Below are 23,972 nucleotides of genomic sequence, written 5' to 3' on the forward strand. Positions count from 1 at the left end.
CACTACTCCCCCAACTCGTCTGCGGTGCTGACGTGCATCCCGACGAACTGCCACTCGCGTTCCCCGCCTGTGGCTTCCAGGGCCCCGCTCCAGCGAGTGTCGTACTCGTGACGGACCGCGCCCTCGGTGCCGGTCCAGCACAGTGTCACGTCGTCGCTGAACCACGCGTAGCCCTCGCGTTCTGTCACCCGGAGCGCATGGCTCTCGACAGTCCAGTCGGCCGTCGTCTCGGTCTGGTCCTGCAGTCCCGTTCTAATGGCGTCGGTCCCGACCAATTGTTCGGAGATTCCGAACTTGACCACCGAGCGGTCTGCGTCATCGGCGAAAAAGGGGCCGAGCGGCTCGCCGGCCCGGAGCGCGGCGTAGTAGGCCGCGATAGTCTCTGCTGCGTTCATACTCGGCCCTACGGCCTGTGGCCCCTTCACTGGCCACGCCCGGCGGCCGCGACCACGCTCTCCCGACCCGCAATCCTTACGCCGCGGACGGCCACACGGACGTGTATGACAGAGGCGACGGGAATCGTCGGGGAGTTCCTCACGCTCAAGGAGGGGACCGACGCGGACCTGCTGGCGATGCAGTGTGGCGACTTCTACGAGTTTTTCGCCGAAGACGCCGAGATCGTCGCCGACGAACTCGACCTGAAGGTGAGCCAGAAATCCTCGCATGGCTCGTCGTACCCGATGGCGGGGGTTCCAGTCGACGACCTGACGCCGTACGTCTCCGCGCTGGTCGAGCGGGGCTACCGGGTCGCCATCGCCGACCAGCACGAGACCGAGAACGGCCACGCTCGCGAAATAACGCGGGTCGTTACGCCCGGAACGCATCTGGAGACCGGCGACGAGTCGGCGCAGTACCTCGCCGCGGTGGTTCGGGAGGCCAGCCGAGACAGCGGTGATACCTACGGTATCGCCGCGACGGACGTGACCACGGGCCAGTTTCAGGTCACGCAACTGGACGACGCCGACGCGGGCGAGGCGCTGACAGAGCTGTACACGTTCGGGCCGGCCGAGATTCTCCCCGGCCCGGAGCTCCGGAACGACGACGAATTTCTTGACCGCCTGCGCGAGCGGACGGACGCGGCGCTGACGCTCCACGATTCAGCATCGTTCGAGCCGGGGCGGGCGAGCCACACTGTCCGCGAGCAGTTCGGGAGCGAGACGGTCGACAGCGTCGGCATCGGTGACCAGAACGTAGCAGTCCGGGCCGCCGGCGCAGTGCTGTCCTACGTCGAGGACACCGGCGTCGGGACGCTGGCGGCGGTCACGCGCCTGCAAGCGTACGGCGAGCGCGACCACGTCGACCTCGACGCGACGACCCAGCGCAACCTCGAACTCACAGAGACCATGCAGGGCGATAGCTCTGGGTCGCTGTTCGACACAATCGACCACACGGTCACGGCCGCCGGCGGGCGGCTGCTCCAGCAGTGGCTCCAGCGACCACGGCGAAACCGGGCCGAACTCCAGCGCCGGCAGTCCTGCGTGGCGGCGCTGTCGGAGGCGGCGATGGCCCGCGAGCGGATTCGAGAGACGCTGTCGGACGCCTACGACCTCGAACGGCTGGCCGCACGGGCCACGTCGGGGAGCGCCGACGCGCGGGACCTGCGAGCAGTTCAGGAAACGCTGGCACTGTTGGGGCAGGTCGCCGACGCCGTGACCGAGACCGAGCGGCTGGCCGAGTCGCCGCTTGCCGACGCGCTCGACGGAGCTGACCGCGAGGCTGCCGATTCGCTAGCCGCCGAGTTGGACAGCGCACTGGTCGCGGACCCGCCGGGGACAGTCCGCCAAGGCGGCCTGTTCAAGCGAGGACACGACGACGACCTCGACGAAATCATCGACGAGCACGAGGCCGCGCTGGAGTGGCTGGAAACGCTGCCGGACCGCGAGAAGGAGCGGACCGGCATCACCCATCTCTCTGTCGACCGGAACAAGACCGACGGCTACTACATTCAGGTTGGGAAGAGCGAGACCGACGCCGTTCCCGAGAAGTACCAGCACATCAAGACGCTGAAAAACTCCAAACGCTACACGACGCCCGAACTCGACGAGAAAGAACGGGACGTGTTACGCTTGGAGGAGCGCCGCCACGACATGGAATACGAGCACTTCCAGCGGCTCCGGGCGCGCGTGGCTGAGCACGCGACGCTACTGCAGGACGTGGGCCGGACGCTGGCGGAACTGGACGCGTTCGCGTCACTGGCGGTCCACGCCGTCGAGAACGACTGGGCCCGACCAGCGGTCGTCGACGGCAACGAACTGTCCATCGAGGCCGGCCGCCACCCGGTCGTCGAGCAGACCACCGAGTTCGTGCCGAACGACCTCTACATGGACGACGACCGGCAGTTCCTCATCGTCACCGGGCCGAACATGAGCGGGAAGTCGACGTACATGCGCCAGGCTGCGCTCATCACGCTGCTCGCGCAGGTGGGCAGTTTCGTACCGGCGCGGTCGGCGACGGTTGGACTGGTGGACGGCATCTTCACCCGTGTCGGCGCGCTTGACGAACTTGCACAGGGCCGCTCGACGTTCATGGTCGAGATGCAGGAGCTATCGAACATCCTCCACTCGGCCACCGAAGAATCACTCGTGATTCTGGACGAGGTCGGCCGCGGGACCGCTACCTTCGACGGTATTTCAATCGCCTGGGCGGCGACGGAGTACATCGTTAACTCCATTCAGTCGAAGACGCTGTTTGCGACTCACTACCACGAGCTGACGGCGCTGGGCGAGGAACTGCCGACTGTCGAAAACGTCCACGTCGCGGTCGACGGCGAGCCCCGGTCTGCGGGCAGCGACGGCGACGTGACGTTCCTCCGAACGGTCCGGGACGGCCCGACCGACCGCTCCTACGGCGTCCACGTCGCCGACCTCGCCGGCGTCCCCGAGCCAGTCGTCGACCGCTCACAGGCGGTGCTCGACCGACTGCGCGACGACAAGGCTATCGAGATTCGCGGCAGCGAGCAGAATGACGGCGGAACGACACAGGCCGTCTTCGACCTGGATTCGGGGCAGTTCAGGGACGGCGCGGCCCAGTCCGGGGGCGCAGCAGCCGGTTCCACGGCTGAGCCGGTTGCGACCGACGGCGACCCCGAACACGCGCCCGGCGAGGCCGCGGCTGAAGGCCCCAAAGGCGACGAGAGGGCAGCGTCGCTCGATTCTGAGACCGAGGCCGTCCTCTCGGAACTAACAGAACTGGATGTCAACGAGACGCCGCCGGTCGAACTGATGGCGAAAGTACAGGAGTGGCAGGCCGAACTGGACGACGAGTAGCAGACAGCGCCCGATTTTCAGCGAAGATATTCACGGCGGAAGGTGTATACGGGAGTTGTCACTGCTAGAAGGCAATGAGCGACCGGATTTACGTTCTCCACGTCGACGACGACCCGGCTGTCGTCGAAGCGGCCACAGGTGCGCTGAAACAGGCGCACTGTGGTATCACGGTCGAGACGGAGACGAACGTTGCCGACGGCCTCAAGCGACTCGATGAGGGTACGTTCGACTGTGTCATCGCCGGCTACGACCTGCCGGGACAGACCGGCGTCGAGTTCCTCGATGCGGTCCGCAAGCAATCGCCGGACATGCCGTTCGTTCTGTTCACCACCGAGGGAAATGAAGCAGCCGCCAGTGACGCGATTTCCGCCGGTGTCACCGAGTACCTCCGGGCTGACGGCGGCGCGGAACCGTACGCACGACTCGCACACACCGTCGTCAACGCCGTCGAACGGACAGCCGACGATATCGAACCCACACAGAGTACACGCCGAGAGCGTGCTATCGAGGAGCTACACTCCACCGCCAGGGCGTTCATGCGAGCCACGACTGCTGATGCGGTTGCGCAAGTCACCGTGGACGCGGCTCGGACGATCCTCAATATGCCGGCCAACGCGGTTCACTTCGCCGACGGCGACGGTCTGTATCCGGCCGCATGGACCAATCAGGTAGAAGAGCTCATCGGGATGCCGCCGGTCTTCGAGCCCGGAGATGGCCTCGCATGGCAGGCCTTCGAAACCGGCGAAACGCGGGTTCACAACGATGTCGCGTCAAGTCCGGACCGGTATAATCCGGACACGGACATCCAGAGCGAACTCATCCTTCCGCTCGGTGACCATGGTGTCCTCCTCATCGGATCATGCGAGATAGGTGCATTCGATGACACAGATGTCACGCTCGCGCGGACGCTCTCAGTCCACGCGACGGCGGCGCTTAACCGTCTCGACCGTGACCGTCAGCTTCGCGAGGAGCGCGATTTCATCGATCAGGCGCTGAATACCCTGTATGACCTGTTCTATGTCATCGGCACGGACGGCAGTCTTCAGCGATGGAACGAGCGCATCCCCGAAGTCACAGGATACAGCGACGACGAGATCGACGAGATGTCCGTCTCTGAGTTCTTCCCCGCCGACGAGCACGAGACGGTCGCCGCGGCGGTAGAGAAAACGCGGGCCAGCGGCCGGGTAACTGTCGAAGCGGAGATTCTGACTGCCGATGGAGAGCGGATTCCGTACGAGTTTGCCGGAACACAGCTGACTGATGCTGATGGGGCGCCTGTCGGGACCGTGGGTATCGGCCGGGATATCTCCCAGCGCAAGGCGTACGAACAGCAGTTGGAACGCCAGAACGAGCGCCTCGACGAGTTCACAAGCATCGTCAGCCACGACCTCCGAAACCCACTGACTGTCGCGGAGGGGAATCTGGAACTGGCCAGAGCAGAATACGACAGCGACGCACTCGACAAGGTGTCGCGTGCCCATGAGCGAATGCGAGCGCTGATAGACGACCTCTTGGCGTTTGCACGCGCCGGCGAAACGGCGACTGACCTCGAATCCGTTGCGCTTACCGGCATCGTTGAAGAGTGCTGGCAAAGCGTCGAGAGTGATCAGGCGACGCTCGTCGTCGAAGGCGACCGTCAGGTTCAGGCAGATACGGCAAAACTCCGGCGGCTGTTAGCGAACCTCCTTCGGAACAGTGTTGAACATGGGTCCACGGGCGCTCAGGCGCCGGCTGACAACGACACCGACCACAGTGACGGGAGCGCAACTGTGCGAGTCGGTGTCATCAAAGACACGGACCGAAACGGGTTCTACGTCGCCGACGACGGACCGGGCATCCCGGAGGACGACCGCGAGCAGGTGTTCGAAGAGGGCTACTCGACCGGCGAGAACGGGACCGGGTTCGGACTCAAAATCGTTCAGCGGCTCGCCGAGGTCCACGGGTGGACGGTCACAGCCACCGAGAGCGAGGCCGGCGGCGCGCGGTTTGAGGTGACAGGCCTCGAACCTGCCTGAACAGGCCAGAAAGACACCGGTACGGGACAGCGACATCGACAGACCACCGCGGGGCGTGGCTGGCCTTTTGGTTCTGAAGCCCTCAGTATGGGTTATGTCATCCCAGCGCCCTCCGCGGCAGGGCTCGCGGGCCGCCGAGCAACCGTCCACAGCGAAGGACGGAGCGACGCCCGCACTCGCCGTCGAGGGGTTGTCAAAGCAGTTCGGTAGCGGTGCGGACGCGGTGACGGCCGTCAACGACGTGTCGTTTCGCATCGAGCAGGGGACGGTCGTCGGCCTGCTGGGCCCCAACGGTGCGGGCAAGACGACGACGATAAAATCGATTCTCGGGCTGGTGTTGCCTGATTCTGGGAGGATTCGAGTGCAGGGTATCGACATGAGCGAGAGCCCGCGGGCAGCCTACCGCCACGTCGACGGGATGCTCGAAGGGGCGCGAAACGACTACTGGCGGCTGACTGTCCGGGAGAACCTGCGCTATTTTTCGACCATCAAGGGCGTCAAGCCGGATGCCGTCGCCGACCGGCACGAGCGACTGCTGGCGAAACTCGACCTCCTCGAAAAAGCCGACGTGCCGGTTCGAGACCTCTCCCGCGGGATGAAACAGAAGGTGTCGCTGGCAAGTGTGCTGGCCAGCGAGTCCGACCTGGTGTTTCTCGACGAACCGACGCTGGGACTCGACGTCGAAAGCTCGCTGACGCTGCGACGGGAACTGCGCCGAATTGTCGACGAGCGCGACCTCACGGCTGTCGTTAGCAGCCACGACATGGATGTCATCGAAGACGTCTGTGACCGGGTCATCATCATGAACGAAGGAGAGATTATCGCCGACGACAGCGTGCCGGCCGTGCTCGACCAGTTCACCGCGAACGCGTTCGCCGTCACCAGTCCCGACATCACCGATGGTCTGCTTGCGATCATCCGGGAGCGCTTCGAGGTGGTCGAGGTGACGAGCACCGAGCGGGGCCGGCGCGTCGAAGTAGCGACCGACAGCGACGGGTTCTATCGCCTGCTGGCCCTGTGCCGGAACCACGACGTGACGCTCTCAGCCGTCGGCACGGTTGAACCGGACCTAGAAGACGTGTTCGTCGAAATCACGGGTCAAGGACGATGAGGGAGGCGGGGTCAGGACGATGACTGCAAGCGCCGGCACGCACGCGGACGACAGTGATGGTGCCAGTGCCCAGACTATCAGTGCCGCCATGCAGGCGGGCTATCTTGACCTCGCGCGAGCGGTGCTGTACCGCGAGTACCTCATCTTCGTCCGCTATCCGGCTAACGCCGTCGGCGGCATCGTCATCTCGGTGTTCTTTTTCGGTCTGCTGTTCTACGGCGGTCGGATGCTTGCCGGGCAGGCGGTAACGGATTCTATCGAGGGCATCATCGTCGGCTACTTCCTGTGGTCGCTTTCCGTCGGCGCGTACCAGTCAATCTCGAACGACATCGGGAGCGAGGCCCAGTGGGGAACGCTCGAACGGCACGTCATGACGCCGTTTGGCTTCGCGCCGGTTGCGTTCTGCAAGGGCGTCGCGAAAGTCGTACGGACGTTCATTACCTCGACCGTGGTGCTGGCGGTGATGCTTGCGATTACCGGGACGACACTCCAGTTGAACGTCCTGACTGTGGTCGTCGTCGCGTCGCTGACCATCGCGTCGGTACTGGGTCTGGGGTTCGCTGCCGGCGGCGTCGCGGTGCTGTACAAGCGCATCGGGAACTGGCTCAATCTGCTCCAGTTCGGATTCATTATTCTCATCTCCGCGCCCGTGTTCGAACTCGGCTGGACGCGGGTCCTGCCGCTGGCCCACGGGAGCGCGCTCCTCCAGCGAGCGATGGTCGACGGGACCCGGATCTGGCAGTTCTCCGCTACCGATCTAGGCCTCCTCATCGGTGTCCCGGCCGGCTATGTACTGCTGGGGTATGTCGTGTTTCAGTACACGACTCGACGGGCCAGACAGCTCGGCGTACTCGGTGACTACTGACTGAAGGAGACAGGTGGTTTTACTTATGTTGCCACTAATTTGATACGTAACACTGTCGCTCAGACTGCACATACAGCGCCAGAAAGTCCCTGCCTCGTACTCCAGCTATGGTCACTCGACACTTCTCAACGGAGCAACTTGTCCCTGCCATCGCGACAGCCCTCGTTATTGGTGTCCTAACTATTTCGGCGTGGTCGCTTGTGCTCACGAGCGGCGGTACCGCCGACCAACTCCAGATCGATGCGAACGTGCAGCAACGCTACGAGAGCATAGATGGCGTCAACGCGACACAGACGACGATCGTCTCACAGAACGGGACGGTCGCGAGTCGGACGACCTACCACGCTACGCTCCAACCGGGCACGCAGAAAAAACGGCTCGTCCCTGTCAATAGTACGTCACAGGCGGGTACCGTACGGATATCGGACGGGTCAACGCTATGGCTGTATAACGACAGTCGTGAGAGTGCGACACGAGTTCCTCTCTCCGAGCCTGAGTCTGTCAGAGGTGAGCGGCTACAGCGTCTGTTCACGAAACTTGACGGGGCGACAACAGACCCGCGGCCGGTTGAACCACTGCCTGTTGTCCCCCGAGGCGAACAGCGGCCGGTCAACTCAACCGAGGAGATGACCGTCAGCTACCGGGGCACGGAACCAGTTGACGGACGTGAGGCGTATGTCATTCATGTGACGCCGAGAAATGAGACAAAAGCATACGAGCAAACAGTCTGGGTCGAAACACAGCGGTTCTTCCCGACAAAAAAGCGGACTGTCTGGACAGCAGATGGAAAGTACACAGTTGTGACAACAAGGTACGCGAACGTCACGTACGACACTGGTGTGTCCAGTGACGTGTTTTCCCCCGACGCCCCGGACGACACAACTGTCAGCGTTCCAGAACCAACAGATAGGAGGTTTTACTTGCGCTGCCAGTTATGTGCTACATAATATTGTCGCTCAGACAGATTGAACGCCGCCGAACAGTCCCCTGCGCCTGGTAACCCGAGATATGGTCACTCGACACCTCACATCGGAACGACTGGTGCTCACCATCGCGACGGTCGTCGTCGTTGGTGTACTGGCTGTTGCGATCTGGTCGCTCGCATTCGCGAGTACCGGGACCGCCGATCAGCCGCAGATCGATGCGGACGTGCAGCAACGCTACGAGTCGATAGATGGCATCAACGCGACACAGACGACGACTATTACCCGGAATGGGACGGTCGCAAGTCGGACGACCTACGACACCGTGCTCCAGCCGGGGACCGAAAAGAAACGGCTGGCAGTCGTCAACAGCACCGTTGAACGATACGACCTCCGGGTGTCGAACGGGTCGGCACTGTGGCTGTACGACCAGCGCCGCGCGAAGGCGACACGTATCTCTCTCAGCAGCCCCGGGTCAGACCGAGGGAAGCGGCTCCAGCGCCTGTTTGCGAGCCTCAACATGGCCACGGCGGCCGACGCGGCGACCGACTCACAGTCAGTTGAGCCGCTACCCGTCGTTCCCCGCGGCGAGCAACGGCCGACCGAATCTGCCAGGTCAATGACCGTCAGCTACCGCGGTACTGAATCACTCGATGGGCGTGAAGTGTACGTCATCCACGTGGCACCGAAAGACGACACAGCGACCTACGAGCAGACCATATGGGTAGACACGGAACAGTTTTTCCCGGTCAAAAAGCGCACTGCGTGGACAGCCGACGGTGAGCGCACAGTCGTGACAACGACGTACACGGACGTCACCTACGATACCGGTGTGCCTGAAGACGTGTTTACCCCCAGCTTCCCGGACAATACGACTGTCGAGGTCCCGGAGACGCCGGAACGACAGACCTACGAGTCGGTCGGTGCGCTCAAAGCCGACACCGAGGTCCAGGTTCCGGAGCCCGACATTCCGCCGGGATACGAACTGACCTATGCGACCCAGACACGGGGACGGGTCCACAGCGTCGGCCTCCGCTACATGAACCGGACCAGTCTGATCACTGTTGCCAAGTACGACCGGCCGGGTGTCGGGGACAACGCCAGCGAAGGGGTAACAATCGACGGACAGCCAGCACAGGTCAGCTACGGGCTGACAACATCAGTGTCGTGGAGTTGCGAACGCTACCGGTACACGATTCGCGGTGAGGGCGTGTCCGCGGACCGACTCATCACAATCGGTCAGTCAGTCGGCTGTCCCAGCGGCGAGTGAACAGCCACGCTGGCATATCAAGCCGCCGTTTTCTGGGTCAGAAGTTCGACTGCACGTTATATGATGGAACCCCTCCTTACTTCGAGTGCAGCGGCCCTGACAACACCGTGCCACCAGCGCCCTCCGGCGACGGCCGCTGTCTGTCCGCCACACCGCCCTATGGTTCCCCGGGCTGCCACCCCGGGAAGGAATGTGGGCCGGGCCGCCTGCAAACTGGTCCCCCTCCTCGCCCCACCTTCGCCCGAAGGAATGCCCTGATTGCGCCGGTCCCCGCTGACACTGCGCCCTTCTCTACCGCGACTGACTTCTGACTCGGAAACTGACAGGACCTTTTATTCGGGGACGGGACGTTGGTCAAGTACGTGAGTGAGGACCCGGCCGTGGGCGACATCCTCGACCTGCTCAGTGACGAGTACGCCCGGGATATCCTCGCAGCAGCGAGTGTCAAACCCATGTCCGCGAAACAGCTCGCCGACCAGTGTGAGATGTCACAACCGACCGTGTACAGACGGGTCGAGTGGCTTCAGGAGTACGGCCTCATCGAGGAGCAGACCCAGATAGAGACGGGCGGCAACGACTACAGCGTGTTCGCTGCCACGCTCTCGGAGTTCTCGCTGGCGCTTGCTGAGGGTGACTTCGAAACCGAAATCGAGCGGACCGAACCGCCGGCGTTCCCGGGACAGGACGAACAGGACACCGCGGACCGATTCACAAAAATGTGGGAGAATCTCTGACATGGTCGCCATAGAGACGCTCATGAACTGGCTCATCACTGCCCTGGCGTTTGGCTCGACTGTACTGGGTGGGTACGTCGGCTACCAAGCCTATCGGGGGTATCGCCGGCACAACAGCCGCACGATGCAGTACCTCTCGGTCGGGCTGTTCTGTCTCACGGCGGTAGCCTTCGTCGTCGCGTTCACCGGCTCAGTCCTCCTTCGCCAAGGCCTGCTCTCCAGTCAGTTCCAGCAACCGCTGACACTCGTCACGCGCGCCTTCCAGTTCGTCGGCGTCCTCTTTATCGCGTACTCGCTCCACTCCCGGGAGTGAGTGCCCCGCTGGGCCGCTTGGTGTGCCACGCAATCTAACGCCGAATATCTCAAGTCCATCCGGTTGGAAGGCATAACTATGTCGCAAACGCCGGAGGGGCGGCCGACGGTCCGTATCGACGGGGCTGACCCACTGCTGCTCCCCTGGGACGTGGCAGCCGAACGGCTCTCGTTCGAGGTCGTCCGCGGCCCAGTCGCGTTCGAGTGTGCCTCCGGCGACCGGATCGAACGGGAGTACACCGGCGTCGCTGTGTTCGACCTACTGGAGGCGGCGGCGATGCCCGGCGACACGACCCACGTCCAGTTTGAATCAGTGAACGGCGACCTGGCGTGTATCCCGCTCGCTGACCTCAACGGCGCAGTACTCGCACTGGGCGACGGCCCCGGAACTGCACCGGGGCGACCGCGGTTCGTCTCGCCCCGCGTGCTCGGCCCGCGAACCGTGAAGAACGTCTGCCGACTGCAGCCGCGGACGCTTGCTGCCAGCGCTGATCGAGAGGCCTACGAGCGACTCCCGCTGGACGACTGATTATTCCAGCAAGCCGATATCCTTCGCGAGGCGGTCAGCAAGTTCTTCCAGTACGTCGGGGTCGACCTCAGCGACCGGATCACCGTCGTGAAGTTGCTCGTTGTGGCGCGCGACGGCGTCCTCGACATCCTCGAACGCGACCGATGTCCGCGTCCCACAGGCCTCACACACGACCGGGATTTCGGGCTGGTCGGTTGTCATTGGCGGCAGTTTAGCTCGCTCCCCGATAAACGGACCGGAGTCCCGAGTCGACACGCTGGCAGTTATTCGAGGACGCTTTTCGGCCGTTTGAGATAGAACGCCTGCTCGGTGACGCGTTCGTACACCGCATACAGCGTCTCGACGGCGGCCGGGTCGGGGTCGAACTGCAGATGCGGGGCCATGTGGTACGCCTTGCAGCTGGTCAGGAAGAAGTACAGCGTCCGGTGGTGGGCCGGCGTCGCGTCGACGACGCCCATCGATTGCTCGCCCAGATCGCCGGAAAAGTCGTTGAGCAGGGCCGCGATGTCGTCGTTCAGTTGCTCGTCCGGCCGGGTGAGCGGCGCACCGAGGGCCTGCTGGAGGAACTCGCTGGTCGCCCGCAGGAACGGGTTCGAGTCCATGCCCGTCGGGTCCACGGCGCTGAACGCGTCGTACAGGTCAAGCAGCGCCGTCAGTTCGTCGTCGGTCAGCGCGATGGGTTTGACGGGGTCGCCCTGCGGGAGCGCGTAATCCGGGAAGGAGTACGACTGCGGGTCCGGCACCTGCCCGAACACGGTATCGAGACTCATGGGGGCAGTTCGGTCGGCGGCGGCCTAACTGTTGGGTGGCGCGAGACGCCAGAGCGGCCCCACCAGAACGCATATTATATCGTGTACAGACATCTGAGCCGATGCCCTCCACCAATCGCACGACAACCGCACAGCGACGCCTCGAATCGGTGGCACGTCATGTGTCACGGTCAGTGCCAAGCGAACACCCGACGCTAGCGGGGGAACGCAACTGATGCCGACGTTCACCGCTCGACTTGCCGATGGCTGGAAGAAAGCGGGCGACCACATATCGCTAATCCTGGTCCCGATACTGCTGGCGGTCATGCAGACGGATAGTATCCGGCAAGTACTCACCTACGACGGGGCGCACATCGGCATTAAGTTCGGCGTCCCTGCGTCCGTTGTGACCATCTGGCAGTTTGTGAGTCTGCCCGGTAGCGGTGTCACGGCAAATGTTGGCCTCCCACTGTCGGCCCCGTTTGCGGTGGTTGTCATACCGGGAGTACTAGTGCTACGTGCCGGTCTGAGTGCGGGTTACTTCGGAACTATCGCGGCAGAACTCCTCGGTCGCCACGAGGGCTTCGCGATGAGCGTGCTAGCATACTTTGTCCCGTTTCTGGTGATAACTGCCCTCCCATATGTTATTCTCGTCCCACTGGCACTGGGGCTGCTTGGCTTCGGGAGCCTCGGTGAGGGGGGCGCGATAGTCGGCGCTGTGTTCCTTTTGATTCCAGCGTTCGTAGCTGCCGGGTATCTGTTCTGGGCCACGCCGTATCTGGTTGTCCTGCGCCGGACTGGGTTTGTGGCAGCGGCCAGAGGCTCGTACCAACTGGCTGTCGACGGCGGGCCGTATCTCTCCTACACAGTCGGCTATCTGGGACTCGTTTTGCTCGTCTCAGCGGTGGCGACCGCCGTTGTCGTCAACGTCTCTGCGGTCGGCCTCCTCATCGGAATCGTGGGCGGCGGGTTTCTAGGGCTCGTACTCAATATCACGACGATGCGGTTCGTCGCTGACATCGACCCGCAGTGCCCCACTGCCGGCGAGTGGCCCGAGCAGCACCGCAGCGGCGACAGTGTGGTCAATACGTAGGGAGGTGGCTCACTCGCCCTGCTCGTCCAGTTGCTCGACGAGGCTAATACCGTAGATAGTCCGCAACACCGTGCTAGCGTCGCCGGCCTCGTACACCAGATCGTCTCTCGAACTGACGTGGTCGAGCACGTCGGGCGAGGAATGGGCGGGGGCGGCGGCGATACCGGCGTCGTTCTCGTCCACCCAGCGCATCACCCGCAGGTCGCTCTTGCTGTCGCCCATCACGAGCGCGAACGGGTCGTCGATGCCCAGCACGTCGAAGGCCTCCTCAACGCCGGCTGACTTGTCCAGTTCGAGGCTGACGAGTTCGGCCGCATCGCCCTCGTAGTAGCCCAGGTCGACGCGTTCGAGGATGTCGCGGAACGCCTCGGGCGCGTCCTCGATGTCGGCGTGAGTCGGCAGACCGCCGGCCTCCAGCACATCGAGAATCTCCGGGTCGCGGCTGAAGTAGGCCCGTGCGTAGCCTGCAGGGTCGTCAACCTCGGCGTCAACCTGTGCGGCGATGGCGTCGCCGACGAGGCCACAGAGGTAGCACAGCGATTCGTCGATGATTTCGACGGCGTTGTCGCTACCGACCTCGGCGTTTGGTTTCAGCGTGACGTTGAACTCGTTGCCCTGAAGATGACAGCGCTTGCCAACGGCGTCAGGGGCCTCCGAGAGGACCCGCCGACGGACCGTTTCGAACACATCCACGACCGCGCCGTCGAGGCGTTCGTACAGGAGTCGCTTCGTGTCCTCGCCGTGTTTGGGTGTGAACACGCCGTTACCAGACTCGTAAACGATGCTCATCTGCCCGGAGGAGACGAGGTCGTTGCCCAGCCCCTGAATCATGAACCCCTTGACGTTCTCCAAGGTCTGGCCGGTACAGACGACGATAGGGATTCCTGCTTCGTGAAACTGCGTCAGGAGATACAGCGTATCGCGGGGGATTTCGTTGTCGGTGTCGCCAGCCGACCGGAGCGTCTCATCGACATCCAGCACGAGCACGTTCACCGACCGGTCGTACTTCGAGTAGAGGTCGAGTGCGGTGAAAGCCTCGTCGCGAGTCAGCCGGGCCGCGATTTCCGCGTAGGTCTCGCCGGTTCCGGGAAACTCGTCGGTAATATCGGCTTTGAGGGCGTCGAGGCGGTCACTGGCGGTTTCCCACTGTTCCAGGGCGACAGTCGAGCTGAGCGGAGGAAACAGGTCGACGAACTCCTGATAGCCACGCAGCGTCGTCGTGTCTACGCTCTTGTAGAGACGGTAAAGTTGGTCGTATTGTTCCATGTCGAGGTCCACAGGATAGTGGCGACTGACGGCGAGCGTACTTTAGCTATCGGGTTTGTGGTCCTCACACACGACAAAAAACGGCTGGTTTGCCAACACCGCTACTGAGGGTGCGCTGCTGCTACGCCTCGTCGCCGCCGTCCGTCAGCACCTCGGTTTCGGTCGCCTCCTCGTTGAGGAAGGATGGCAGCTCCTCCTCGTCCTCGTCAGTTGCCTCGTCGTCCGCCGTCGCTTCGGTCCAGGAGCGTTCTCTGTGGTGGCACATGGGTCGTCACCATGCGAGGCTCAGGACTGTGTTGTGTTAACTATTTTCATGAGCTGGCTGATACACGCAGGCGAGGGCAGACAGTATCAAGTCGCTCCGCCCGTTAGCTGGTCGCAATCATATGCGGAGGCACGTATGACCGACATCCAGCGACTCGACGACCAGACCGTCGAACGCATCGCGGCCGGTGAGGTGGTCGAGCGGCCGGCCTCCGTCGTCAAGGAACTGGTCGAGAACGCCATCGACGCCGACGCGAGCCGGGTCGACGTGGTTGTGGAAGCTGGCGGAACCGACGGGATTCGCGTCACGGACGACGGCATCGGGATGGACCGAGAAGCCGTCAAAACGGCCGTCGAGGAACACACCACGTCGAAAATCCGCGACATTGCAGATCTGGAGGGTGGCGTGGGCACACTCGGGTTCCGCGGCGAGGCGCTGCACGCGATCGGGGCGGTCTCACGGCTGACGATCCGGACCAGACCCCGCGGCGGCGACGTGGGAACCGAACTGGTGCTCGAAGGCGGTGACGTCACGTCAGTCAGCCCCGCCGGCTGTCCGGAGGGGACAACGATGGCGGTAGAAGACCTCTTCTATAACGTCCCAGCCCGCCGGAAGTACCTCAAACAAGAGTCGACGGAGTTCGCACACGTCAACACCGTCGTCGCCAGCTACGCGCTGGCTAACCCGGACGTGGCCGTCTCGCTGACCCACGGCGACCGCGAGACGTTCTCGACGACCGGCCAGGGCGATTTGCGCGAGACAGTGATGTCGGTCTACGGCCGGGAAGTCGCCGAGTCGATGATTTCGGTCGGTGCAGGCTCGGAGGCAACAGGGAGCGGCGACGAGATGGACAGTTTCCCAGATGGACCGCTCGACGGCGTCCACGGCCTCGTCTCCCACCCCGAGACGAACCGCGCTGGCCGCGAGTACCTCTCGACGTACGTCAACGGTCGCTACGTCAGGGCCGGAACCGTCCGGGACGCCGTTATCGACGCCTACGGTACCCAGATCGCGCCGGACCGCTACCCCTTCGCCGTCCTCTTTCTGGACGTTCCCGCGGGCGACGTGGACGTGAATGTCCATCCTCGGAAAATGGAGGTCCGCTTCGCTGACGACGAAGGCGTTCGCGAACAGGTCCGGACTGCAGTCGAGGACGCGCTGTTGCGTGAGGGGCTACTACGCTCGACAGCACCGCGTGGCCGGTCAGCACCGGAGCAGACAGAGATAACGCCGGAATCGGACGGAGCGACCGATAGCGGAGGCGAGCGGGCAGCCCCGAACGGCCGGGATGCCATAGACGACGCAACAACGTCGGGACAGACGGACACCACCGCAACGGAAAACAGTGCTGAGGCACCAGCACAGGAGCCAGATACTGCGCCCACAGCCCGACCGGACGGTACCCAGACGGAGACAGGGAACTGCGAGTCATCCGACACAGCCCCATCAATTCAATCAGCCGACACGAAGCCGTCCTCTGAAACCGGGAGGACGGACGGTACGTCGGGCGAATCCGGGACTGGTCAGACAGGGGGTAGCGTTTCGGGTGGAGATAGTGACAGTGAACGCCCCGGCGCGTCCGCGACGGGCCAGACAGCGGCGGAGCGCGGGGAACGGAAGTTTACCGGCGGTCAGGAGCAGGCACGTCTCGGCGACGACCCGGAGGCGACCCACGAATCGCTGCCTTCGATGCGGATTCTCGGACAGTTAGCCGACACCTACGTGGTCGCGGAGACAGATGACGGCCTCGTGCTGGTCGACCAGCACGCGGCCGATGAGCGGGTCAACTACGAGCGGCTCAAGGCCAAGTTCGAAGGCGAAACGACGACGCAGGCACTTGCTAACCCGGTCGAACTCGGACTGACTGCGCGCGAAGCCGAGGTATTCGACCGACGTAGCGACGCGCTGGCGAGTCTGGGGTTCCACACGGCGCGCACAGGTGAGCGCAGCGTCGAAGTCCGGACCCTCCCGGGCGTCATCGCCGACGCGGCCGGGCCGGACATCGTCAGGGACGTACTCGGTGCGTTCGTCGCCGGCGACGACGAAGCGGCGGCAACGGTCGAAGCGGCGGCCGACGAACTGCTCGGCGACCTGGCGTGTTACCCCTCGGTGACCGGGAACACGTCGCTGACCGAGGGCTCCGTCCGGGAGCTACTCGCCGCACTGGACGACTGTGAGAACCCCTACGCGTGTCCCCATGGGCGACCGACGGTCATTCACATCGACCGGCAGGAACTCGAAGACAGGTTCGAGCGTGATTACCCCGGGCACGGCGGTCGCCGGCGATAGCGAAGGAAGACGGCCCGTCCCCCGGCACAGCAGTCGATACAGCCGATTAAACTAAACCTTCGTCTCCCGATGCACGCGGTATGTCACTTGTAACGTTCGGCGAGACCGCTCTCAGATTTTCACCCCCAGACGTACAGCGATTCGAGACGGCCCGCGAAGCGTCAATTCGCGTCGACGGGACCGCGAGCAGCGTTGCGGCGACAGCCGGTCGACTCGGGGCTGACGCACAGTGGCTCTCGAAGGTCCCGGACACGCCGCTCGGGCGGCGTGTCGTCGCGGAGCTCCATGAGTTCGGTCTGGAGACAGAGGTTGTCTGGGCCGACCCAGACACCGGCCGCCAGGGACTCACGTTCCACGAAGACGCCGACCCACCCCGTGCCGAACGGCTACTGCAGGACCGCGGCGACACCGCGATGGCGACGCTGACGCCCGGCGAGTTGCCGATGGGCGAGATACAGAACGCGGACGTGGTGTTTACTTCGGGCGCAACTCTCTCGCTCTCTGAGACAGCCGCCGACACGACGGGGGCATTGCTCAGAGCGGCCGCAGGAATGCGGGCGTTCGACCTCGGTTTCCACCCCGGATTGTGGGACGCCGAAGATGCTCTCGACGCCCTTGCAGACCTGCTACCAGCCGTCGATACCCTCTTTGCCGCCGAAGAGCAGGTTTCCGCGGTGTTTGATACGACAGGGAGTCCGCGCGAGGTCGTGCACACGCTCGCAACGGAGTACGACCTCACCCGCGTGATTCTCACACGGAGCGAGTACGGTGCGGTTGCCTACCACGACGGCGTCATTCACGAGCAAGATGCCATCGAAACGTCCGCAGTAGACGAAGCAGGACAACACGAGGCTTTCATCGGCGCAACGCTCCAGCAACTTGCCGCCGGTGCTGACACGGACGAAGTGCTGCTCCATGGTGTCGCGGCAGCAGCGCTGTCTCGAACACTGTCCGGGCCGCTGACGCCGCTCGAACCGTCCGAGGTTGAGCGTCTCGTCGATTCACAGCAGTCCAGACGGCCGTAGGTGGCACGTACCGGCCGGCCGTACCGATCTCTGTTTACTCCGCTATTAGCCAGGGACGTCCGCCGTGACGCGGTGACAATTAGACCGTGGACGCGACAGACGGCAGCGGTCAGCGCGTCACCGCCGCCGTGACGATGGCCGCACGGCTTGTAGCCCCTTCCCGCACACACCGACGGCGCTAACGGGACGTTTTTCCCCACGAGGGCCGCATACCCGTACAATGACTGTTCTCGAGTCCGTTCACGAGGCCCACGGAGCGACGTTCAGGGAGGTCGGTGGTCGGCAGGTCGTCGACAACTACGGGCGACCGGAGCGGACCCACCGCGCGGTTCGGAACGTCGTCGGCGCGATGGAGTACGGCTACGGCGTCATCGTCGTCACCGGCGAGGACCGCGTCGACTACGTCGACAACGCCGTCTCGAATCGCGTCCCGGACGAGGACGGCGCGGGCTGTTACGCGCTCTTGCTCGACCCCGACGGCCGCGTCGACACGGACATGTATGTGTACAACGCCGGCGAGCGCCTGCTCGTGTTCACGCCGCCCCAGAAGGCCGAGGAACTGGCCGCGGAGTGGGCGGATAAAACGTTCATTCAGGACGTCGAGTTCGAGGAAGCGACTGACGACTTCGCCGTCTTCGGCGTCCACGGGCCGAAAGCGACAGAGAAAATCGCCAGCGTCCTCCACCAGACCGGTACCCCACCAGCGCCGCTGACCTTCGAGCGGGGCGAACTCGGTGACGCCGGCGTCTCCGTCATCCGGACAGACGACCTCGCTGGGGAGGAGAGCTACGACGTGGTCTGTAGCGCCGACGACGCCGAGACCGTCTTCGACACGCTGGTCAACCGCGGGCTCAACGCCGTCCCCTTCGGCTACCAGACCTGGGAGACGCTGACGCTTGAGGCCGGGACACCGCTGTTCGACACCGAAATCGAGGGCGCGCTCCCGAACGACCTTGGCCTGCGGAACGCCCTAGACTTCGAGAAGGGCTGCTACGTCGGACAGGAGGTCGTCTCGCGTATCGAGAACCGCGGCCACCCAACACAACGGCTGGTCGGCCTCGCCGTCGAGGCGTGCCCGGACCCCGGCGCTGCGGTGTTCGCCGGCGACGAGCACGTCGGCGACGTGACCCGCGCCGCACAGAGTCCGATGCGGGAAGCCCCTATCGCGCTGGCAAACCTCAGCTGGGAACGGCCCGAAGAAGCGTTGAAAATCCGCATCGACGGTGAACCGGTCAGCGCCCAACAGGTCGACCTGCCCTTTATTGATGGCTCGGCACAGTCGGCACGGTTGCCGACCTACGAGTAGCGTCGGTCACTCTAGTTCAATAACGGCCCGCCCGCTGGTCGCACTCCGGACCCGGTCTCGCAGTTCACTAGCCTCGACAGTAGGGACTCGAACGTCGAAGACGACTTCGGCTTCGTAGTCGGCCTCAAACTCCACGCCCGCCGATTCGAGCAGGCTCCGAACACTGCCCGAGTCGTCGTAGGCGACGGTCACGGTGAACTGCTCGTGGGGTACTTCCTCGACGACGCCGGCGTCGTCAACGCCGTCCTTCACCGCTCGGGAGTACGCACTGGCGAGGCCGCCGACGCCGAGGTTCGTCCCGCCGTAGTACCGCGTGACGACGGCGACAATGTTCTCAATGTCACGCTGCTGGAGGACGTTCAGCGCGGGGTCGCCGGCGCTGCCGCTTGGTTCGCCATCGTCACTGGAATACTCCCGAAAGGGATCGGATCGGACGCGGTAGGCGGGGACGTTGTGGGTCGCGTCGGCGTACTCCTCTCCGACGGCGTCGACGAACGCCTCGGCGTCTTCGACGGTTGTCGCTGGGGCGACGTGGCCGATGAACTCCGAACCCCGCACCTCGAAGCGCGCCTCGCCGCGGCCCGGAACGGTCCGATAGCTGTCCGTCACGGGCTGGGGTACGCCCGGCGGCGGAATAGCGTTTGTCGTTCGCTCCCTGCGTGTGGCATCAAGTCAGTCCGTCTCGTCGCCGGCCTGTCGCGACCCCCAGACCCGCTTGTCCAGCAGCTTGACCTGCATTCCGTCCCGAACCTGCAACTGACAGGAGAGTCGGGGATAGCCAAACCGGTCGGCAAGGTCGTCGTGCCAGTGGTCGGGGTCGGGCGGTTCGGCAAGGCGGACGCCGCAGGTGGCACAGATGCCGCGGCCGCCGCAGTTGACTCGCGTGGCGTAGCGGCCGTGTGGCGAGAGGTCGGCATCGAGCAGCACGTCCCGGAGGACAGCCCCCGGTTCGGCGGTGAGTTCGTGGGTCTCGCCAGCTGGCGTCTCGACGGTGAGCGTTGCCGGCATTACGCCAGTTCGATAGTCCGAACGAACGCCAGCCGGCGGATTTCGTTGATGAGGTCGCCGGGGAGTTCCTCGTCGGTGATGACGTACAGTTTCGGTTCGTCGGTGAACTCGGGGTCTTCGCTCAGGACCTGCCGGATGGAGATACCGTGGTCGGCGATAGCCGACGTGACCGTCGAGACGATGCCGGACTCGTCGGCGGCCCGGACGGTGACAGTCACTGCGTGCAGGTCGAGCACTGGGGCGAGGTCGAGCAGGCTCGGCACAGAAGAGATGTTGCGGAAGATGCGCCGCAGGTCGTCATCGTCGAGAATCGCGTCCGTCGTTGCGTTGACCACCCGGCGGTCGACGTTGGCCTCGCGGGCGATACCCGTGTTCGGAATCTCGATACCGCCGGAGACGACGCGGCCGTCCTCGTTGACCGAGAACCCCCGTTCCAGCAGCAAGCGGATGACGTCCTGCTGGCCGGGAGAGTCCTCGAATTTCTGCATAATCTCGTCGAACATACGGAGTGGTGGACGTGGGGCCACTAATCGGTGCCGGCAGCAGTTGAAACAGGCGCGGTCGCGCGCTGGAGTCGGCTATAGCTCGCCTTTCGTACTCGCCACGTCGGACCGGCGCTCGTCAATCCGGGTCGCGTCATCGAGCGACCGGGCCAAGCTCTTGAACAGCGCCTCGATCTCGTGGTGGGCGTTCTCGCCGTCGACGCCACAGTGCAGTGTCAGTCCGGCGTTCATCGACAGCGAGCGACAGAAGTGCTTGGCCATGTGGCTGGTCATCCCACCGACCGAGGCCTGTGAGAACTCGCCGTCGAACTCGAAGTACGGCCGGCCGGAGATATCGACGACGACGCTCGCAACGGCCTCGTCAAGCGGGACCTTGCGGTCGGCGAAGCGGCGGATGCCGCGCTTGTCGTCCAGCGCCTCGGTGAACGCCTCGCCAAGCGTGATAGCGACATCCTCGACGGTGTGGTGGTCGTCGATGTCCAGATCGCCGTCACACTGCACGGTCAGGTCGAACAGCCCGTGGGTGGAAAAGGAGTCGAGCATGTGGTCGAAGAAGCCGATGCCGGTGTCGATGGTGCTGTCGCCGTCGCCGTCGACGTCGAGCGTGACCTCGATATCCGTCTCGGCCGTGGTCCGGGTGACGGCTGCTGTCCGGTCAGTCATACGTATCACGTATCAGGCCGTGTATTTGTGGATTGCGTCCGGCCACCCGGTCCAATAGTTACTCTGTCTGCTCGTCAAGCAGCGCCAGCAATCGGTCGGTCACCGCCGGCGCATGTTCGATGAAACAGCAGTGGCGACCTTCGACAGCCTCCCCAGTGCCGCGGGGGAGGTCGGCTGAAAGCGACTGTGCGGCCTCCGGTGACACAACGGGGTCGTCCAGCCCGTAGTACACCTCGGCAGGCTGGGTGATTTCGTACAGCGGTGGTGCATCGAAGGCCGTCATTGCGTTGGCCTGCGCGTCACGAGCCGCGCCGGTCGCGTCCTCCTCGGCGCGCCAGCCTGCGATCTGCTTCATGAGGTCAGGGTCGTGTTCGCGGAACGCCGGCGAGAACGCGCCGTCGAGCGACGACGGGGCATTGAGCGCAAGCGCGTCGAGTGCGTCCCGGTCAATCGCATCGCCAGACCCCGCCGTACAGTACAGCGTCAGCGAGCGGGCGCGGCTGTACTGGTGGGCATACTGGAGCGCGACCATCCCACCAAGCCCGGCTCCAACGAGGTGGGCGCTCCCGACGCCGTGGTCGGCCAGCACGGCTTCGAGGTCGGCCGCCAGCGTTCCCACATCGTACGGTCCCGCGGGCGCGTCCGACCGGCCGGTCCCGCGGAGGTCCCACACTACCGTCTCGTAGGGGCCGGCGACGGCGTCGTAGTGCCAGCCCCAGAGCCACGCGCCGTACCCCACGTCGTTGATGAACACGACGGTGGGGCCATCGCCGTCGGCTTCGTAGTAAAGGGACACGTCGCGGTTGCGTGCGGTCGGCATTGGCCGTCGATTCCCGCGCCGGCGGTGTGTCTCTTTCGGTAGGTAGCTCTTTCACACTGGCTATCGAAGGACCGCCAGTCCTGTGTCCGGTGCAGAATCACTTATCGGCGCCGTCGTGTTGGTCGTGAGCCTAGGTGTCGCCGCGCAACTGGTTGCCGACTGGCTCCAGATCCCGAGCGTCGCGTTCCTGCTGGTCGCCGGCGTCTTCGTCGGCCCGCAGGCCCTCGACCTCGTCGACCCCGCGATATTCGGACAGGCCGGGCTGCAGGCTATCGTCGGCCTCAGCGTCGGTATCATCGTCTTCGAGGGGGCGTTCCACCTTACCGTCGAGCGAGTCCGTGAAGCGTCCAGGGAGGCGCTTGGACTGGTGACAATCGGCGCGTTCGTCTCGCTTGTCGGAACCGCCGTCGCCGTCAAGGTCGTGTTCGGGACGACATGGCCGGTCGCCGTCCTCGTCGGAAGCCTGCTTATCGCCACCGGGCCGACGGTCATCACGCCGATCATGCAGGTGGTTCCAGTGCGGGACCGGGTCGCCGCGGCGCTGGAGACTGAAGGTATCATCAACGACGTGACCGCCGCTATCCTCGCGGTGGCGACCTTCGAGTTCGTCATCGCGAGCCAGTCCTCGCCGGTGGTCGTCATCGAGGCGTTCGTCGCCCGATTGGCCGTCGGCCACGTCGTCGGCATCGCCGTCGGTGGCGGCACCGCACTACTGCTCAAGCGGTGGCACCTGTCGGCGGACAATGCCCTTCAGAACGCCCGGGTCGTGGTCCTGACCGCGGCACTGCTGGCGTACGCGCTCGGGAGTATGTGGCTCTCTGAAGCCGGTATCGCAGCCGCCGCCATTGCCGGTATCGTACTGGGGAACGCCGAGATCCCCCACAAAGAGGAGGTTGCCGGGTTCAAGGGCGGTATTACGCTGTTTGTGCTCTCGTTCGTGTTCATCGTGCTGGCGGCACAGCTCTCACTCGGCGACCTGCGTGCGCTCGGGGTCGGCGGGCTCGTCGTCGTCATCGTCGTCGCTGCGCTCGTCCGCCCGCTTGGCGTGTTCCTCTCGACGCTAGGTGGCCGACTGACAGTTCGAGAGCGGATGTTCGTCGGCGGGATGGGGCCGCGCGGTATCGTCCCGGCCAGCGTCGCCACGCTGTTTGCCATCGAACTGCGTCCCGAGAACCCCGAAGCCGCGACGGTTCTCGTCGGGACCGTCTTTCTCGTCATCTTCGCGACCGTCATGTTTCAAGGCGGGCTGGCCCGTCACTTCGCGCAAGCGCTTGACATCCTTCCTATGCAAACACTCATCGTCGGTGGCGGTCGTGTCGGCCGGGAGCTGGCAGTACGGTATGAATCACGCGGCGAAGAGGTCGTCCTCATCGACAGCGACGAGGACACCGTCGAACGGACCCGGGCCGACGGCCACCGCGTCGTTCACGGGGACGCGACGAACGCGACCGTCCTCGAAGAAGCAGGGGCGAATCGGGCATCCGTCGTCGTCGCTGCGACCGCAGACGACGACGTGAATTTGCTCGTGGCACAGCTGGCGACGACCCGGTTCGACGTCGACACCGTGGTCGCCAGAGCGAACCAGCCGGACAACGTCGAGGCCTTCGAGGACCTTGACGTCGAGACGATATCCGCCGGCTTCGCCGTCGCCGACGCAATCGACGACGCGGTCGAGCGACCAGCGCTGGCCCACTGGCTGTCGGACTCCGGCCGAACAGGGGACGTACTGGAAGTCGAACTCAGCAACGACTCACTGGTCGACCGGACCATAGAGGAAACCGCGGAGAAGCTTCCGAACGGCTATCTGGTCGCAATGGTGAGTCGCAACGGCACAGACAGAGTCCCCGACAGCGATTTCCGCCTCGCCAGCGGCGATCACCTGACGCTCGTCTGCGAGACCAACGAAGCGATGCAGGACGCCAGAAGACTGTGTCAGGGCGGCTAGCCGGACAGCACGTAC

General features: G+C 64.2%; 24 protein-coding genes. 14 read left to right on the plus strand and 10 right to left on the minus strand.

From position 1 onward, the window contains the following. Positions 1-2 precede the first annotated feature (2 nt). Positions 3-395 (minus strand): nuclear transport factor 2 family protein, encoded by a 393-nt coding sequence (locus RR_RS15340; protein WP_049939014.1) that lies wholly within the window; start codon positions 393-395, stop codon positions 3-5. Between the two features lie 105 nt (positions 396-500). Here RR_RS15340 and mutS point away from each other — a divergent pair, with 105 nt between their 5' ends. From mutS to RR_RS15385, 9 genes are all read left to right on the plus strand, one after another. Further along, positions 501-3,266 (plus strand): DNA mismatch repair protein MutS, encoded by a 2,766-nt coding sequence (gene mutS, locus RR_RS15345; protein WP_049939015.1) that lies wholly within the window; start codon positions 501-503, stop codon positions 3,264-3,266. A 74-nt stretch (positions 3,267-3,340) separates the two neighbouring features. Beyond that, the gene (locus RR_RS15350; RefSeq protein ID WP_011224286.1) at positions 3,341-5,281 is read left to right on the plus strand and encodes an ATP-binding protein; all 1,941 of its coding nucleotides are present in this window, start codon (positions 3,341-3,343) and stop codon (positions 5,279-5,281) included. A gap of 94 nt (positions 5,282-5,375) precedes the next feature. Beyond that, positions 5,376-6,392: an ABC transporter ATP-binding protein gene (locus RR_RS15355; RefSeq protein WP_004959515.1), complete on the plus strand. Its 1,017-nt coding sequence runs from the start codon at positions 5,376-5,378 to the stop codon at positions 6,390-6,392. A gap of 19 nt (positions 6,393-6,411) precedes the next feature. Next, entirely contained in the window at positions 6,412-7,257 is an 846-nt protein-coding gene (locus RR_RS15360) for an ABC transporter permease (RefSeq protein ID WP_011224287.1), read from the plus strand. Positions 7,258-7,364: 107 nt separating this feature from the next. Beyond that, positions 7,365-8,204, plus strand: a complete 840-nt coding sequence (locus RR_RS15365) for a LolA family protein (protein ID WP_011224288.1) — start codon at positions 7,365-7,367, stop codon at positions 8,202-8,204. Between the two features lie 61 nt (positions 8,205-8,265). Next, positions 8,266-9,450, plus strand: a complete 1,185-nt coding sequence (locus RR_RS15370; RefSeq protein WP_011224289.1) for a LolA family protein — start codon at positions 8,266-8,268, stop codon at positions 9,448-9,450. Positions 9,451-9,812: 362 nt separating this feature from the next. Further along, positions 9,813-10,184, plus strand: a complete 372-nt coding sequence (locus tag RR_RS15375) for an ArsR/SmtB family transcription factor (RefSeq protein ID WP_049919129.1) — start codon at positions 9,813-9,815, stop codon at positions 10,182-10,184. Between the two features lies 1 nt (position 10,185). Next, positions 10,186-10,497 (plus strand): DUF7521 family protein, encoded by a 312-nt coding sequence (locus tag RR_RS15380; RefSeq protein ID WP_004959533.1) that lies wholly within the window; start codon positions 10,186-10,188, stop codon positions 10,495-10,497. Positions 10,498-10,575: 78 nt separating this feature from the next. Then, positions 10,576-11,025, plus strand: coding sequence for a hypothetical protein (locus RR_RS15385; protein ID WP_011224291.1), 450 nt, complete (start codon positions 10,576-10,578; stop codon positions 11,023-11,025). Here RR_RS15385 and RR_RS15390 read toward each other — a convergent pair whose 3' ends face one another. Both RR_RS15390 and RR_RS15395 read right to left on the minus strand, forming a co-directional pair. Then, positions 11,026-11,226: a hypothetical protein gene (locus RR_RS15390; protein ID WP_004959541.1), complete on the minus strand. Its 201-nt coding sequence runs from the start codon at positions 11,224-11,226 to the stop codon at positions 11,026-11,028. It lies immediately after the preceding gene. Positions 11,227-11,288: 62 nt separating this feature from the next. Continuing rightward, positions 11,289-11,795 carry a hypothetical protein gene (locus RR_RS15395; protein ID WP_004959544.1) on the minus strand — a complete coding sequence of 169 codons (507 nt, stop codon included), beginning with the start codon at positions 11,793-11,795 and terminating at the stop codon, positions 11,289-11,291. Positions 11,796-12,009: 214 nt separating this feature from the next. Between RR_RS15395 and RR_RS15400 the strand changes: the two genes are divergently transcribed. Beyond that, on the plus strand, positions 12,010-12,867 hold the full coding sequence (locus RR_RS15400) for a hypothetical protein (RefSeq protein ID WP_004959547.1): 858 nt from the start codon (positions 12,010-12,012) through the stop codon (positions 12,865-12,867). 9 nt (positions 12,868-12,876) lie between these two features. On the opposite strand, the gene RR_RS15405 is transcribed toward RR_RS15400, so the two are convergent. Continuing rightward, complete coding sequence (locus tag RR_RS15405) at positions 12,877-14,145, minus strand: HAD family hydrolase (RefSeq protein ID WP_079890997.1); 1,269 nt, start codon at positions 14,143-14,145, stop codon at positions 12,877-12,879. Positions 14,146-14,254: 109 nt separating this feature from the next. Beyond that, a complete protein-coding gene (locus RR_RS22495; RefSeq protein ID WP_004590504.1) occupies positions 14,255-14,398 on the minus strand; it encodes a hypothetical protein in 144 nt (47 codons plus the stop codon). A 135-nt stretch (positions 14,399-14,533) separates the two neighbouring features. Between RR_RS22495 and mutL the strand changes: the two genes are divergently transcribed. The 3 genes from mutL to RR_RS15420 all read left to right on the plus strand — a co-directional run bounded on the left by mutL (position 14,534) and on the right by RR_RS15420 (position 19,018). After that, on the plus strand, positions 14,534-16,687 hold the full coding sequence (gene mutL, locus RR_RS15410) for a DNA mismatch repair endonuclease MutL (RefSeq protein WP_049939016.1): 2,154 nt from the start codon (positions 14,534-14,536) through the stop codon (positions 16,685-16,687). 80 nt (positions 16,688-16,767) lie between these two features. Further along, on the plus strand, positions 16,768-17,712 hold the full coding sequence (locus RR_RS15415; RefSeq protein WP_011224294.1) for a PfkB family carbohydrate kinase: 945 nt from the start codon (positions 16,768-16,770) through the stop codon (positions 17,710-17,712). A 220-nt stretch (positions 17,713-17,932) separates the two neighbouring features. Further along, entirely contained in the window at positions 17,933-19,018 is a 1,086-nt protein-coding gene (locus tag RR_RS15420; RefSeq protein WP_011224295.1) for an aminomethyltransferase family protein, read from the plus strand. Between the two features lie 6 nt (positions 19,019-19,024). Here RR_RS15420 and RR_RS15425 read toward each other — a convergent pair whose 3' ends face one another. The 5 genes from RR_RS15425 to RR_RS15445 form a co-directional block, all read right to left on the minus strand. After that, positions 19,025-19,627, minus strand: coding sequence for an IMPACT family protein (locus RR_RS15425; protein WP_004959559.1), 603 nt, complete (start codon positions 19,625-19,627; stop codon positions 19,025-19,027). Between the two features lie 63 nt (positions 19,628-19,690). Further along, positions 19,691-20,026 carry a 2Fe-2S iron-sulfur cluster binding domain-containing protein gene (locus tag RR_RS15430; RefSeq protein ID WP_004959561.1) on the minus strand — a complete coding sequence of 112 codons (336 nt, stop codon included), beginning with the start codon at positions 20,024-20,026 and terminating at the stop codon, positions 19,691-19,693. Then, entirely contained in the window at positions 20,026-20,529 is a 504-nt protein-coding gene (locus tag RR_RS15435; protein ID WP_004959564.1) for an ACT domain-containing protein, read from the minus strand. The genes RR_RS15430 and RR_RS15435 overlap by 1 nt, the downstream gene beginning before the upstream one ends. Positions 20,530-20,604: 75 nt before the next feature. Continuing rightward, positions 20,605-21,192: an imidazoleglycerol-phosphate dehydratase HisB gene (gene hisB, locus RR_RS15440; protein ID WP_004959567.1), complete on the minus strand. Its 588-nt coding sequence runs from the start codon at positions 21,190-21,192 to the stop codon at positions 20,605-20,607. A 58-nt stretch (positions 21,193-21,250) separates the two neighbouring features. After that, a complete protein-coding gene (locus RR_RS15445; protein WP_011224296.1) occupies positions 21,251-22,012 on the minus strand; it encodes an alpha/beta fold hydrolase in 762 nt (253 codons plus the stop codon). 82 nt (positions 22,013-22,094) lie between these two features. Between RR_RS15445 and RR_RS15450 the strand changes: the two genes are divergently transcribed. After that, positions 22,095-23,957, plus strand: a complete 1,863-nt coding sequence (locus RR_RS15450; RefSeq protein WP_049939017.1) for a cation:proton antiporter — start codon at positions 22,095-22,097, stop codon at positions 23,955-23,957. Positions 23,958-23,972: the final 15 nt, after the last annotated feature.

This window comes from Haloarcula marismortui ATCC 43049 (genome assembly GCF_000011085.1).
Lineage (GTDB): Archaea > Halobacteriota > Halobacteria > Halobacteriales > Haloarculaceae > Haloarcula > Haloarcula marismortui.